Annotated in this window: 13 protein-coding genes, 2 tRNA genes, 1 rRNA gene and 1 pseudogene; 10 read left to right on the forward strand and 7 right to left on the reverse strand. The window is 56.3% G+C overall.

Going from position 1 to position 13921, the window contains the following annotated elements; all coding sequences use genetic code 11:
* From rrf to AACV31_RS12615, 3 genes and pseudogenes are all read left to right on the forward strand, one after another.
* Window positions 1–109, forward strand: a 5S ribosomal RNA gene (gene rrf, locus AACV31_RS12605); the annotation flags it as partial.
* 54 nt (window positions 110–163) lie between these two features.
* A tRNA-Asp gene (locus tag AACV31_RS12610) sits at window positions 164–240 on the forward strand.
* 150 nt (window positions 241–390) lie between these two features.
* Window positions 391–715, forward strand: a pseudogene (locus AACV31_RS12615) (aldo/keto reductase); the annotation flags it as partial.
* Window positions 716–733: 18 nt separating this feature from the next.
* On the opposite strand, the gene yafC reads toward AACV31_RS12615, so the two are convergent.
* The gene (gene yafC / locus AACV31_RS12620) at window positions 734–1621 is read right to left on the reverse strand and encodes a DNA-binding transcriptional regulator YafC (protein WP_105582490.1); all 888 of its coding nucleotides are present in this window, start codon (window positions 1619–1621) and stop codon (window positions 734–736) included.
* A gap of 240 nt (window positions 1622–1861) precedes the next feature.
* Between yafC and AACV31_RS12625 the strand changes: the two genes are divergently transcribed.
* Window positions 1862–2665, forward strand: a complete 804-nt coding sequence (locus AACV31_RS12625) for an endonuclease/exonuclease/phosphatase family protein (protein WP_012815381.1) — start codon at window positions 1862–1864, stop codon at window positions 2663–2665.
* Window positions 2666–2735: 70 nt separating this feature from the next.
* Window positions 2736–3506 (forward strand): class I SAM-dependent methyltransferase, encoded by a 771-nt coding sequence (locus AACV31_RS12630; protein ID WP_165153008.1) that lies wholly within the window; start codon window positions 2736–2738, stop codon window positions 3504–3506.
* A gap of 60 nt (window positions 3507–3566) precedes the next feature.
* Here AACV31_RS12630 and mltD read toward each other — a convergent pair whose 3' ends face one another.
* Both mltD and gloB read right to left on the reverse strand, forming a co-directional pair.
* Window positions 3567–4940: a murein transglycosylase D gene (mltD, locus tag AACV31_RS12635; RefSeq protein ID WP_041923221.1), complete on the reverse strand. Its 1374-nt coding sequence runs from the start codon at window positions 4938–4940 to the stop codon at window positions 3567–3569.
* Between the two features lie 71 nt (window positions 4941–5011).
* The gene (gene gloB / locus AACV31_RS12640) at window positions 5012–5767 is read right to left on the reverse strand and encodes a hydroxyacylglutathione hydrolase (protein WP_165153010.1); all 756 of its coding nucleotides are present in this window, start codon (window positions 5765–5767) and stop codon (window positions 5012–5014) included.
* A 32-nt stretch (window positions 5768–5799) separates the two neighbouring features.
* Here gloB and AACV31_RS12645 point away from each other — a divergent pair, with 32 nt between their 5' ends.
* Window positions 5800–6516, forward strand: coding sequence for a class I SAM-dependent methyltransferase (locus AACV31_RS12645; protein ID WP_105538795.1), 717 nt, complete (start codon window positions 5800–5802; stop codon window positions 6514–6516).
* Here AACV31_RS12645 and rnhA read toward each other — a convergent pair.
* Entirely contained in the window at window positions 6513–7088 is a 576-nt protein-coding gene (gene rnhA, locus AACV31_RS12650; RefSeq protein ID WP_161571848.1) for a ribonuclease HI, read from the reverse strand. The two genes, AACV31_RS12645 and rnhA, sit on opposite strands and share 4 nt — an antisense overlap.
* Between rnhA and dnaQ the strand changes: the two genes are divergently transcribed.
* Window positions 7042–7773, forward strand: a complete 732-nt coding sequence (gene dnaQ, locus AACV31_RS12655; RefSeq protein ID WP_007760502.1) for a DNA polymerase III subunit epsilon — start codon at window positions 7042–7044, stop codon at window positions 7771–7773. The genes rnhA and dnaQ overlap by 47 nt on opposite strands.
* A 132-nt stretch (window positions 7774–7905) precedes the next feature.
* Window positions 7906–7982, forward strand: a tRNA-Asp gene (locus tag AACV31_RS12660).
* 89 nt (window positions 7983–8071) lie between these two features.
* Here AACV31_RS12660 and AACV31_RS12665 read toward each other — a convergent pair.
* A complete protein-coding gene (locus AACV31_RS12665) occupies window positions 8072–8842 on the reverse strand; it encodes an amidohydrolase (RefSeq protein WP_165153012.1) in 771 nt (256 codons plus the stop codon).
* Window positions 8843–8949: 107 nt separating this feature from the next.
* The gene (gene fadE / locus AACV31_RS12670; protein WP_012815388.1) at window positions 8950–11394 is read right to left on the reverse strand and encodes an acyl-CoA dehydrogenase FadE; all 2445 of its coding nucleotides are present in this window, start codon (window positions 11392–11394) and stop codon (window positions 8950–8952) included.
* A gap of 228 nt (window positions 11395–11622) precedes the next feature.
* Here fadE and lpcA point away from each other — a divergent pair, with 228 nt between their 5' ends.
* Window positions 11623–12204, forward strand: a complete 582-nt coding sequence (gene lpcA, locus AACV31_RS12675) for a D-sedoheptulose 7-phosphate isomerase (RefSeq protein ID WP_007698112.1) — start codon at window positions 11623–11625, stop codon at window positions 12202–12204.
* A gap of 90 nt (window positions 12205–12294) precedes the next feature.
* Window positions 12295–13062 carry a class II glutamine amidotransferase gene (locus tag AACV31_RS12680; protein WP_165153014.1) on the forward strand — a complete coding sequence of 256 codons (768 nt, stop codon included), beginning with the start codon at window positions 12295–12297 and terminating at the stop codon, window positions 13060–13062.
* Here AACV31_RS12680 and dpaA read toward each other — a convergent pair.
* The gene (dpaA, locus tag AACV31_RS12685) at window positions 13033–13770 is read right to left on the reverse strand and encodes a peptidoglycan meso-diaminopimelic acid protein amidase (RefSeq protein ID WP_146377757.1); all 738 of its coding nucleotides are present in this window, start codon (window positions 13768–13770) and stop codon (window positions 13033–13035) included. The genes AACV31_RS12680 and dpaA overlap by 30 nt on opposite strands.
* Window positions 13771–13921 lie beyond the last annotated feature (151 nt).

A 13921-nucleotide genomic window follows, 5' to 3' on the forward strand; every position in this document is an offset into this window, starting at 1 on the left:
GCTGTAGCGCGGTGGTCCCACCTGACCCCATGCCGAACTCAGAAGTGAAACGCCGTAGCGCCGATGGTAGTGTGGGGCCTCCCCATGCGAGAGTAGGGAACTGCCAGGCATCAAATTAAGCAGTAAGCCGGAACAATAATCCGGTGGTGTGAAGAAATTCGGTGGAGCGGTAGTTCAGTCGGTTAGAATACCTGCCTGTCACGCAGGGGGTCGCGGGTTCGAGTCCCGTCCGTTCCGCCACTTATTAAGAAGCCCTGAGTATTTACTCAGGGCTTTTTTTCGTCTGTGCAATGATCATTGCTGTATTGGCAAAAAAGTCTGCTTTTATTGCTTTTCCGCTTCAGTTATTCCTCTCATAATCGCCGTCTCTTCAGAAGAGAGGTAAATCATGAGCTGTGCCCATATCAGCAAAACCGTAAGGTGGTTATATAGGCGCAGGTGGAGGGTATTCATATTACTTCTTATATGACGCTGACCTATGGCAACGCGCTTAAGGATGAAACGTTTATCCGAATCGCACAAAAGCATAATGCCACGCCAGCGCAGATTATCCTTAGCTGGACAATAGCTCTGGTCTATTCCGTGATCCCGTCCTCCACGAAGCGCCAGAACTTACACAGTAATCCGGGTGCTTTAACGATCACGCTTGATGCTGACGATATAAAAGCTATCGCGCCTGGTAAGCCCGGACGGCCTGGCGCCTGAATGGGATTGAAGATAGCCCCTGTTGGGGCTATTTTTTTATCTGCTCGCTCAGAAAATCAATGAATGTCCGGATTCGCGTGCTGACGGCACGATCGCTGTAATAGACCGCGCTGAAGGGCATTTCTACTGGCAGACGATACTCTGCCAGTAACTCCACCACGTCTCCCCGCTTAATTTCTTTATCAATCATATAATCTGAAAGACAGGCAATGCCGTTGCCGGTGAGACACAATTGCTTGAGCGTTTCGCCACTGTTCGAGGTCATTCCCGGCGTAATTTCCAGTAACTGGCCGTCTTCACAGGCGACCGGCCACGTATTCAGGGATACAGGCTCCGTGAAGCCAAGGCAGATATGTTCTTTAAGATCGCAGATGGTTTCTGGCACCCCGTGGCGCGCCAGATAGTCGGGCGACGCAACAATTTTCCGATAACTGATAAAGAGTGGTCGCGCGCGCAGGCTGGAATCGGTCAGCGTACCCGCACGGATGGCTACGTCCACTTTGCGCTCTATCAGATTGATAAAGGTTTCCGAAGAGACCAGCGAAAGCGTGACGTCAGGGTAGCGTTCGCGAAAGGGCTTAATCATGGGCAGCAGCAAATGGAGGATCACCGGCGTAGCGGCGTCAATCCGCAACAGCCCGCGCGGCGTCTGCCGGCTTTCCATCAGTTCGGTTTCCGCCGATGCCATCTCCTGTAAAACTTGCTGGACACGGCGAAAATAACGCTCGCCTTCCTCTGTCAGGCTCAGCTGACGCGTCGTGCGATTCAGCAAGCTCACCCCAAGTTTCATCTCAAGCTTCTTCACCGCGCGGCTGACGGCGGAGTTCGCGAGGTTGAGCTGTTCTGCCGCCCGGCTGAAACTCCCGCTTTCCACGACGGCGACAAAAATAATCAGTTCATCAGAAGAGGCTTTCATTATTGCTCCGTCGACAAAATTTCAGGGCGATTTTAGAATTTTTTGTCATTTAACCACAGCGCCATACGGCGCGCCATTAACGACGCGGTAAGGCGGCGTACCGGCGCGAATTCTCGTCGCGTCTTACATGTAGCACCCATATGGCTTTCATCCCGCCCATTGCATCTGTGAGCTAAAATCCCTATAACAGGTAAAGGTCGCTTATCTTGCGAACACATCTACAGGGGTTAGCAGCGAAACGTGCGAAAAAATACTTATGCCATGCGCTATGTCGCCGGTCAGCCAGCAGAACGCATTCTGGCGCCAGGATCGTTTGCGAGTATAGGAAAGGCATTGCCCGCCGGCGCCCCCTTGCCCGGAGACGGTTCGCTCCGGGTGCTGGTCTGGAATATCTTCAAGCAGCAGCGCGCTGAATGGCTCTCGGTCCTGCAAAATTTCGGTAAAGAGGCGCACCTGGTATTGTTGCAGGAGGCGCAAACGACGCCAGAACTGGTGCGATTCGCCACGTCCAATTATCTGGCGGCCGATCAAGTTCCTGCCTTTGTGCTGCCGCAGCACCCGTCAGGCGTGATGACGCTCTCCGCCGCGCATCCGGTCTATTGTTGCCCCCTTCGCGAGCGTGAGCCTATCCTGCGTCTCTCTAAATCGGCACTGGTGACGGTCTACCCGCTGCCCGACGGTCGTTTGCTGATGGTGGTAAACATTCATGCAGTCAATTTCAGTCTCGGAGTGGATGTCTACAGTAAACAGCTGGGACCCATCGGCGATCAGATAGGCCATCACAGCGGCCCGGTGATTATGGCCGGCGATTTCAACGCCTGGAGCCGCCCGAGGATGAATGCGCTCTACCGCTTCGCGCGTGAAATGTCGCTGCGTGAAGTGCGTTTTACCGATGACCAGCGCCGCCGCGCGTTTGGTCGCCCGCTCGATTTCGTGTTTTATCGCGGTCTTGCCGTACAGGAAGCTTCCGTTCTGGTTACCCGCGCCTCCGATCACAACCCGCTACTCGTCGAATTCAGTCCCGGCAAACCTGAGCAGAAGTAAGGTGTGTCAGGTCTGCCGTTGGGCAGACCCTGCGCCTGCCCTTTCTTTTACTCAACGCAAGGACATGACAATGGCAACACAATCTCATCACGACAACGTCGAAAAGCAGTTTGGCTCCCAGGCGAAGGCCTACTTAACCAGCCAGGTGCATGCTACAGGGCGCGATCTCGTTCATCTGCGCGAACGGCTGGCGGCATTCCCGCAGGCGCGCCTGCTTGACCTCGGGTGTGGCGCAGGGCATGCCAGCTTTACGGCGGCGGAGCAGGTAAGGGAAGTGGTGGCTTACGACTTATCTTCTTCCATGCTTACGGTCGTGGAGGAGGCGGCGCGTGAACGCGGGCTTACCCATCTGTCGACCTGTCAGGGTTATGCCGAATCGCTGCCTTTTGAGGCGGAGAGTTTTGATATTGTCATCAGCCGTTATTCGGCGCACCACTGGCACGATGTCGGGCTGGCGTTGCGTGAGGTGAAGCGTGTTCTGAAGCCCGGCGGCATGATGATCATGATGGATATTCTGTCGCCGGGCCATCCGGTGCTGGATATCTGGCTGCAAACCATCGAGGCGCTGCGTGATACCTCACATGTCCATAACTATGCCAGCGGCGAATGGTTACAGATGTTCAATCAGGCGGGGCTTATCACCCGAGAGGTGCGTACCGACAGGCTGGAACTGGAGTTTGGCAGCTGGATTGCGCGTATGCGTACGCCAGACGTGCTGGCGCAGGCAATACGGCTTTATCAGCAAAGCGCGTCGGCTGAAGTGCAACGCTATTTTGCGCTGCAGGAGGACGGCTCCTTTACCAGCGATACCATCATCGTTGAGGTAAACAAGGCGGCGTAACGTCATAAAAGAAAAAGGCACCGGGGGAATCGGTGCCTTTCTTGATCATGCGGCTTGTCGTCAGGAATCAGGCGTTGAACTGTTCTTCACAAACAGGGTGATTTGATCGCCCGGTTGCAGATTGTCCGTATCACTGTTCCAGCGCAACACATCCTTGATGTTAACGCCATGACGCTTAGCGATGCTTGCGAGCGAATCGCCCTTACGCACTTTGTAGGTGATGCTGTCATTGTTGCTTGCCAGTTCACCCGCGCCGCTAACCGTGCCGACAGAGAGCGTCTGGCCTGGTTTCAGCTTCGCGCCGCGCAGATTATTCCAGCGCTGCAAATCTTTGGTGCTGACGTTCATCCGTGCGGCAATCGCGGAAAGCGTATCGCCAGACCGGACTTTATACGTCCGCGCAGACAGCGAATTATCCGCAACCAGCGTCGGCTGAACCGCGGCGATTTCACCGGCTGCCAGAGACGTGCGCAACTGCTGCGCATGTTTCTGCGGCACCATTACGTACTGTGGCCCACTTACGCCAAGGGTAGAGCCCTTAACGCCTGCATTAAAGGTTTTCAGTTTATTCACTGAAATCCCGGCCATTTCCGCCAGCTGTTCCATTTCCACCGGATTATTGACCTTCACGCGTGCCAGCGCGCGGCTTTCATCCGTTGACGGTAAACGCACCCCATACCTTTTGCTGTTTTTGAGTATGTCACTCAGCGCCAGCATTTTCGGCACGTAAATTTTGGTTTCCTGTGGCAGTGAGAGCGACCAAAAATCCGTGGGTTTGCCACGTGCTTTATTCGCTTTCATTGCCTTCAATACACGACCTTCACCGCTGTTATAAGCCGCGACAGTGAGTAGCCAGTCGCCGTCAAACATACGGTTCAGACGTTGCATCATATTCAGTGCTGCAGTGGTTGAGGCCACCACGTCACGACGCGCGTCGTAATTTCGGGTCTGTTTTAAACCATAATTCCGCCCCGTGCTCGGGACAATCTGCCAGATGCCTGCGGCATTCGCGCCAGATGTCGCGTGGGGGTTAAAAGCGCTCTCCACTATGGGTAGTAGTACCAGTTCCATTGGCATATTACGTTTTTTAATCTGCCCGGCTATCCAGTACATATACGGCTCTGCCCGTAAAGTTACATCGTGGAGATAGCTCTTATTACTCAAGTATTTCAGTTTTTGTTCGCGGATCCGGTCATTTTCCGGAATCCCCATCTTTAGCTCGTCGCCAATGAAAGTCCACAGGTCCTGATCTTGCGCGAGGAACGTTCCATCGTCCATCCACCGCGCAGAAGCCGCTCGACCAGCGAACTTTCCTGCTTCCCCTTGACCAGCCGCAGAAAGGCTCTGTGCATGCTGTTGGACACCGCCGTCATGTTGAGACGCCTGGCACCCCACAAGCAGGACAGAGGCGAGTAAGATCGCTTTTGCCTTCATGTGTGTGTCAATAGTTGCTTAAAAGACGAGCAATGATAACGGCGAAGTTTCCCGAATACAAGTAAGAATTTTTAGAAGTTATCTTTCTTTGACCTTAACCACGCGAATCTCTCCTCAGGGGTTGACAACCGCAGATCTGGATTAATTTTATCAATCAAATCATCATCTTCCAGACGCAGGTAAAGATTTATTTGACGCTCATTTTTAAGAATTGAGGGGAGTGTTTTTTGATTTTTCGCACGTAACTCATTAACTTCTCGATAATATTGGGTTAAAACCGGATCGCCCGGCAAAATAGCCACTAAAAACTTAAGATTGCTTAATGTGTACTCGTGGGCACAGCAAATGAGGGTATTTTCAGGCAGCGCGTTTATTTTCTGGAAGGATTGATACATCTGCGTGGGCGTGCCTTCAAACAAGCGCCCACAGCCGGCCGAGAACATCGTGTCACCGCAGAAAAGATAAGGGAAACTGAAATATGAGAAATGTCCTAAAGTGTGACCTGGCGTAGAGAACGCGAGGAATTCACAACCCAGAACGTTGAACTTCTCACCATCGTTGACTATAACCTGCGCGCCTTTGCTGCGGGTCTCTTCCGGCCCGTACACGATGAGATCCGGAAACCGCGCCACTAACGCTTTTACGCCGCCCGTATGGTCGTGATGATGATGCGTAAGCAGGATTGCCACCGGCTGCCACTGGTTTTCCTCAATGGCGCGAAAAACGGGTTCCGCCTCGCCCGGGTCGACAATCAGGCATTTTCCTTCATCATCATTCAACACCCAGATGTAGTTATCCTCGAAAGCAGGAATACTGTTAAGATTCATAAATCACCTCTTATGCGTTACGGAAGGTAGTGATGAAACCGGCAAGGACACCCGCGACACTCAGCGCACCGGCCCACTGGGATGCATTTTCCTGGGGCGACCATTACCGCGCTACGCTTGAGCGGGAACTCCAGCCCTGGCTTGGGAAAATGTATGGCTTTCATTTACTTAAGATAGGCAATCTCAGCGCGGAGATAAATACCGAAGCCTGCGCTATTTCGCATCAGGTCAATGTCGCCCTGCAGGGAGACGCGTTGCAGGTGCAGGGCGATCCGCTGCATCTGCCGTTTGCCGCGAAATCCGTGGATGCCTGCCTGCTGGCGCATACGCTGCCCTGGTGCCCCGATCCGCACCGTCTGCTTAATGAGGCGGACCGGGTGCTGATAGACGACGGCTGGCTGATTATGACGGGCTTCAACCCGGTCAGTCTGCTCGGGGCCGCCAAACTTCTGCCGGTCGTGCGCAAACGCGCGCCGGTGAATAGCCGGATGTTTACGATGATGCGCCAGATGGACTGGTTGTCGCTGCTTAATTTCGAACTGCTTTATTACAGCCGCTGCCAGGTGTTGCCGTGGTGTCGGCAGGGCGGAAAGATGCTGACCAAACATCTGCCGGCGCTGGGGTGTTTACAGGTGATGGTGGCGCGTAAGCGCACCATCCCGCTGACGATGAACCCGTTAATGAAGGCGCGCGCCCGCACGCATCTGCGCCCGGCGGTCGGCGCCACGCGCCAGTACCGTAAACCTTAGCTGGCCGTCGCTTCCGGCTGATAGCCGGTATCTTCAAGCGTGGGCGCCATGGCGGCGGCGCGGGCCAGTTCGTCGCAGCGCTCGTTTTCCGGGTGACCGGCGTGGCCTTTCACCCATTCCCATTTGATTTCGTGCTGGCTCAGCGCCGCATCCAGCCGCTGCCATAAATCGACGTTTTTCACCGGCTTCTTCTCGGCCGTCTTCCAGCCGCGTTTTTTCCAGTTATGGATCCACTGCGTGATGCCCTGGCGCACATACTGGCTGTCAGTGCTCAGCGTCACAATGCAGTGCTCGCGCAGCGCCTCAAGGGAGACAATCGCCGCCATCAGCTCCATACGGTTATTGGTGGTCAGGCGATAACCCGCGCTGAAGGTCCGCTCATGCTGTTTGTAGCGCAGGATAGCGCCATAGCCGCCCGGCCCTGGGTTGCCGAGACAAGATCCATCGGTGAAAATTTCTACCTGTTTACGCATCTCTGGTAGACTTCCTGTGAGTAAAAAGCCAAGTCTGACATAAACGAGCGCTATGAGCACAGCTATTACACGACAGATCGTTCTGGATACCGAAACCACCGGTATGAACCAGATAGGCGCCCATTATGAAGGGCACCGCATTATTGAGATCGGTGCGGTCGAAGTCATCAACCGCCGCCTGACCGGCAATAACTTCCACGTTTACCTCAAGCCCGACCGGCTGGTGGACCCGGAAGCCTTTATGGTTCACGGGATCTCCGATGAGTTCCTGATGAATAAACCCGTTTTCGGCGATGTGGTGGAAGATTTTCTCGATTACATCCGCGGCGCTGAGCTGGTCATCCATAACGCCTCGTTCGATATCGGCTTTATGGATTACGAATTCGGTATGCTTAAACGCGGCCTACCGAAAACCGAAACGTTCTGCAAAATCACCGACAGCCTGGCGCTGGCCCGTAAAATGTTCCCGGGCAAGCGCAACAGCCTCGATGCGTTATGCTCGCGTTATGAAATAGACAACACCAAGCGTACGCTGCACGGGGCGTTGCTCGATGCCCAGATTCTCGCGGATGTCTATCTGGCGATGACCGGCGGGCAGACCTCCATTGCGTTCGCGATGGAAGGGGACGGGCAACAGCAGCGGGACGATACCGGTATTCAGCGCGTGGTGCGCCAGGCCTCTCGCCTGAAAGTGGTCAGGGCCTGCGATGAAGAGCTGGCGGCGCATGAATCGCGTCTCGATCTGGTGCAGAAAAAGGGCGGCAGCTGCCTCTGGCGCGCCTGATTGTACTGAAAACGCTGACAAATTCGCCGCGCGGGCGATTTTTAAAGCAAACGATTCAAAATGTGAGAAAAAGCGTTGACGGCACAGGGGCCAGTCCGTAATATTCGCCCCGTTCCCCAGGGAACACAACGCGGAGCGGTAGTTCAGTCGGTTAGAATACCTGCCTGTCACGCAGGGGGTCGCGGGTTCGAGTCCCGTCCGTTCCGCCACTATTCAGAAAGCCCGAATCAGCAATGATTCGGGCTTTCGTCATTTCCGCGTCAGGAAAACCGGCGGGCCGCAAAGGGCCCGTGGTGGTTTACCCCAGCGTAAACGGGTCGGCGTCCTGCCAGGCCGGGAATTTCTCACGATAATCTTTAAGCGACTCCAGCGACAGCTCGGCTTCCACGCGTACCGCCTGATGCGCCTCGCTCGCGGCGATGATTTCGCCCTGCGGGTTGATAATGCGGCTGTCGCCGCGATAGTGATGACCGTTGCCGTCGCTGCCGACGCGATTACAGGCCGCGACATACGCCTGGTTTTCGATAGCGCGCGCCGTCAGCAGCGCCTGCCAGTGCAGGGCGCGCGGAGCGGGCCAGTTCGCCACATAGAGCGCCAGGTCATAATCGTCGCGGTTGCGCGACCACACCGGGAAGCGCAGGTCGTAACAGACCAGCGGCAGAATGCGCCAGCCGCGCCACTCCACGACCAGCCGTGCGTCGCCCGCCACATAATGCTGATGCTCATCGGCCATGCGGAAGAGATGCCGTTTATCGTAGCGATGCACCGCGCCCTGCGGCTCCACCAGTAAAAAACGGTTCACTGGCCCGCGTTCGCTCTGCAACGCCGCGCTGCCGGCCACCATCGCGCCGGTCTGGCGGGCTTTTTCCTGCATCCAGGCGACGACGGTCTCTTCAGGCAGCGACGACTGCGCGGCTTCCATCGCAAAGCCCGTGGTAAACATCTCCGGCAGCACAATCAGATCCCGTCCCTGCACCTTTTCCAGCAGCACGTCGAAGTGGCGCAGGTTAGCGGGACCGTCCATCCAGCTCAGCGGCTGCTGCATCAGCGAAATTTTTAAACCAGACACGTTCAGACTCCCCCGTCATTGGCAACTCAGGTCACTTTATCATGCACGCAACAGGATGCGAGGCAATAAAAAACCCCGCCGGAGCGGGGTTTTTTAACAGGGCTGGATCAGGCGGCTTCAACTTTACGTACCGTCTCCGGCAGCTTTACCGGCTGTGTCGCCAGCGCATCCGGCTCGAAATCGTCAACGTTAATGCTGCGCAGACGGCTCTCTTCAGCGCGGATAAGAATGGCGGCCTCGTCTTCATTGATACGGCCTTCTTTCAGCGCGCGTTTCGCCAGCTCATCAAGACGGGTAAACGGCAGGTTTTTGCCCATCTCTTTGCAGATCCGCTGGTGGATAGGATCGGCGGCCATTACCTCCAGCAGCGCCTGCTCCAGCAGCCCGACCGGGTTATGTTCGCTTGGCGTCAGGTACTGACCGCGGCCGATGCGTGAACGGGTCGCCGACGGCGTTTGCAGGATCTTCGCAAGCTTATGGTCAAGCTTATCGGAAGGCGCATCGTAACGGCGGCCCGCCGGGAAAATCGCCAGACTCAGCAGGCCTGCCACCGCGCCATTCGGGAAGTTACGCAGCAGATCGCTGATCGCCTGTTCGGCCTGATGCAGCGCATCCTGCACGCCCCAGTGCACCAGCGGGAGATCCGCTTCCTGACGGCCTTCGTCGTCATAGCGCTTGAGCACCGCCGAGGCCAGATAGAGCTGGCTCAGCACATCGCCCAGACGCGCCGAGATACGCTCGCGACGCTTCAGGCTGCCGCCCAGGACTGCCATCGACATGTCGGAGAGCAGAGCCAGGCTGGCGCTCAGGCGGTTGATATGCTGATAGTAGCGGCGCGTGGCGTCGCGGGTCGGGCTGCGGCTGGTCAGGCCGTTGGTCAGGCCAAGCCAGAAGCTGCGCACCATGTTGCTGCCCACGTGGCCGATATGGCGGAACAGCAGCTTATCGAAGGCGTTAACGTCGTTATTCTGCGCCGCCGCCATCTCTTCCAGCACATACGGATGGCAGCGAATCGCGCCCTGGCCGAAGATCATCATGGTGCGGGTCAGGATATTCGCGCCTTCCACGGTAATGGCGATAGGCGCGCCCTGATAAGCGCGGGCCAGGAAGTTGCCCTCGCCGAGCATAATGCCTTTACCGCCTGCGATATCCATCGCATCAATAATGGATTGTTGACCGCGGTGGGTGCAGTGATATTTCACAATCGCCGACAGGACCGCCGGTTTTTCGCCAAGCATAATGCCGTAGGTGATAAGCGATGCAGCGGCGTCCATCACATAGGCGTTACCGGCGATGCGCGCCAGCGGCTCTTCAATCCCTTCCATCTTACCGATCGAGACTTTGAACTGACGGCGAATATGGGCGTAGGCGCCGGTGGCCAGCGCAATCGACTTCAGGCTACCGGTCGAGTTAGACGGCAGCGTAATGCCGCGGCCCACCGAGAGGCATTCCACCAGCATACGCCAGCCCTGACCGGCCATTTTCGGGCCGCCAATGATGTAATCGATAGGCACAAAGATATCGTTGCCGCGCGTCGGGCCGTTCTGAAACGGCACGTTGAGCGGGAAGTGGCGTCGGCCGATTTCCACGCCCGGCGTGTTCGTTGGGATCAGCGCACAGGTAATGCCGAGCTCCTGCTCGCCGCCCAGCAGACGATCCGGGTCAGAGAGTTTAAACGCGAGGCCCAGCACGGTGGCGATAGGGGCGAGCGTAATGTAGCGCTTGTTCCAGGTGAGGCGCATGCCGAGCACCTGTTCGCCCTGCCACTCGCCCATACAGACCACGCCGGTATCCGGAATGGCGCCCGCATCGGAGCCCGCTTCAGGGCTGGTCAGCGCGAAGCAGGGGATTTCCACGCCACGCGCCAGGCGCGGCAGGTAGTGGTTCTTCTGCGCTTCGGTGCCGTAGTGTTGCAGCAGTTCGCCAGGGCCGAGGGAGTTTGGCACGCCGACGGTGATGGCGAGAATGCCGGAGACGCCGGAGAGTTTTTGCAGCACGCGGGACTGCGCGTAAGCCGAGAACTCCAGACCGCCGTACTCTTTTTTGATGATCATCGCAAAGAAGCGATGCTCTTTCAGGAACGCCCACAGCTCCGGCGGCAGATCCGCCATTTCATGCGTTATCTGGAAGTCATTCGCCATGCGGCACGCTTCTTCCACCGGGCCGTCAATAAACGCCTGCTCTTCGGCGGTCAGCTTCGGCTGCGGGTAGTTATGCAGCTTCTGCCAGTCCGGGTTGCCGCGGAACAGATCGCCTTCCCACCAGGTCGTCCCGGCGTCGATCGCTTCTTTCTCCGTGCGCGACATTGGCGGCATCACTTTACGAAAGCCGCGGAACACGGGCGCGGAGATCAGCGACTTACGCACCGGCGTAAGATTCAACGGCACCAAAATAATCGCCAGCGGCACCAGCAGCCACAGCGACCACAGGCCGACGGCGCCCAGGGCGGCGGTCCAGGCGAGCAAGATCAGACTGCTGAGTGGCAGGCTGACGCGATGGTAAAACAGCGCACCGATAAGAACGAGGGTGGCAACGATACTCAAGATCATCATAAAGAAAAGCTCCCTTGCTTGTAGGAGGTCTGACCACTTGTGATGATATGGTTGTAGAGGATGTTGCTTTTTTTAGCAATGCGTTCACAAAATAATTACAACCTGGCTCACATTGTTGCCGCACGTAAACGCAAAACCTGTAAGCCCGGCGAGGCGTAGCGCTTCTCGCTCCCGGCACTATCCGCTACACTGCATCCGGTTACTTTTTAATGCTGAAGGATATCCCTCATGTACCAGGATCTGATTCGTAACGAGCTGAACGAAGCGGCCGAAACGCTGGCTAACTTTCTGAAAGATGAAGCCAATATTCACGCTATCCAGCGTGCGGCGGTATTGCTGGCGGACAGCTTTAAAGCGGGCGGCAAAGTGCTCTCGTGCGGCAACGGCGGTTCGCACTGCGACGCGATGCACTTCGCCGAAGAGCTGACCGGGCGCTACCGTGAAAACCGTCCGGGCTACCCGGCGATCGCCATTTCCGACGTCAGCCATATCTCCTGCGTCGGCAACGATTTCGGTTACGACCACATCTTCTCCCGCTATGTCGAAGCGGTAGGGCGCGAGGGCGATGTCCTGCTCGGCATTTCTACCTCCGGCAACTCCGGCAACGTTATCAAAGCGATTGACGCCGCGCGCGCCAAAGGCATGAAAGTCATCACGCTGACCGGTAAAGACGGCGGCAAAATGGCGGGAACGGCGGATGTGGAAATTCGCGTGCCGCATTTCGGCTATGCTGACCGTATTCAGGAGATTCACATCAAAGTGATCCACATCCTGATCCAGCTTATCGAAAAAGAGATGGTCAAAGCCTGATAAGGCGCTGTCGCCGGGCGCGCTCGACGCACGACCGGCTTGCCCCAGTGACGCCTTCCGACAGGAAGGCGGCGTGTGATGAGGTGATCTATGTGCGAACTGCTCGGGATGAGCGCCAACGTGCCGACGGATATCTGCTTTAGCTTTACCGGCCTCGTGCAGCGGGGCGGGGGAACCGGCCCGCATAAAGACGGCTGGGGCATTACCTTCTACGAAGGCAAAGGCTGTCGCACCTTTAAAGATCCGCAACCGAGCTACAACTCGCCCATCGCAAAGCTGGTGCAGGATTACCCGATCAAATCCTGTTCCGTAGTGGCCCATATTCGTCAGGCGAACCGCGGCGAAGTGGCGCTGGAAAACACGCACCCGTTTACCCGCGAGCTGTGGGGCCGCAACTGGACGTACGCCCATAACGGCCAGCTTACCGGCTACCGCGCGCTTGATACCGGCCCGTTTCGCCCGATTGGCGAAACCGACAGTGAAAAAGCGTTCTGCTGGCTGCTGCATAAACTCACCACGCGCTACCCGCGAACGCCAGGCAACATGACGGCGGTCTTTCGCTATATCGCGGAGCTGGCGGGCGAACTGCGGGAGAAGGGCGTTTTCAATATGCTGCTGTCCGACGGGCGCTATGTGATGGCGTTCTGCTCCACCAATCTCTTCTGGATAACGCGCCGCGCGCCGTTTGGCGTGGCCAAACTGCTCGATCAGGATGTGGAAATTGATTTTCAGGAGGAGACCACACCCAATGATGTGGTCACGGTGATCGCCACCCAGCCGCTGACGGGCAATGAAACCTGGCACAAGATCATGCCAGGCGAGTGGGCGTTATTTTGTCTCGGGGAGCGTATAGTTTGACGCCAGCTGCGGGTGCACCACGCTGCTGTTGAGCGGCTTGCTGACCACGTAACTGCCGTTCACTACTGAAACCACCGGCGGCTGACGGGTCGTCATAAAGTAATCGTAGCCGGGCTTAAGCTGTTTCCAGAAGCCGATATAGTACGAGTACTTGTGGCGCTCCATATTGGCGTCGGTCATGCGGAACGGATAGATGCTGACCTGCACGTTCGGCTGACCAAATACCAGCGCGCCGGTGACGAACTGGAAAATCTCATCGATATTTTTATCGGTCATCGCGTAGCAACCCACGGAAACGCACGCGCCGTGAATCATCAGATATTTCCCTTCATACCCGTTAGCGCGGTCAAAGGCGTTCGGAAAACCGATATTGATCGCTTTATAAAAACGGCTGTCGGGTTTGAGCTGGCTGCGCTGCACGCTATAGAAGCCTTCCGGGCTTTTGAAATCGCCCTGACGGCGTTTCGGCCCAAGACCGCCGGAATAGTTGCAGATGTTATAGCTATCCAGTAACTGATACTGCTCGCCCATCTTGACGTACAGCTCAAGCTTGCGCTCTTCCTTAAAGATCTGGATATAAACCGGGGAACCCATTAACTGCTGTTTTAATTCTTTTTTTATTGGGGTGACGCTGTCGCTACTGACTGTACTGGCCCATGAAAAGCACGACACCAGAAGCATCGCAATTAACAATGCGATTTTACGCATACTGCTTGTTTCCTTGATAAAGCTAAGACCGATGCCGAAAGGCGAAGGGATCCAAAATAAGACTATTCTGGTTCAGGAGCGCTCACATTAGCACCGCTATTATTTTTCGCAAGCGCTGCCTGCTGCGTTTACAATTAAGTTCCGCTTAACT

It is taken from the genome of Cronobacter sp. EKM101R (assembly GCF_963888145.1).
In the GTDB taxonomy this organism is placed as follows: Bacteria; Pseudomonadota; Gammaproteobacteria; order Enterobacterales; family Enterobacteriaceae; genus Cronobacter; species Cronobacter turicensis.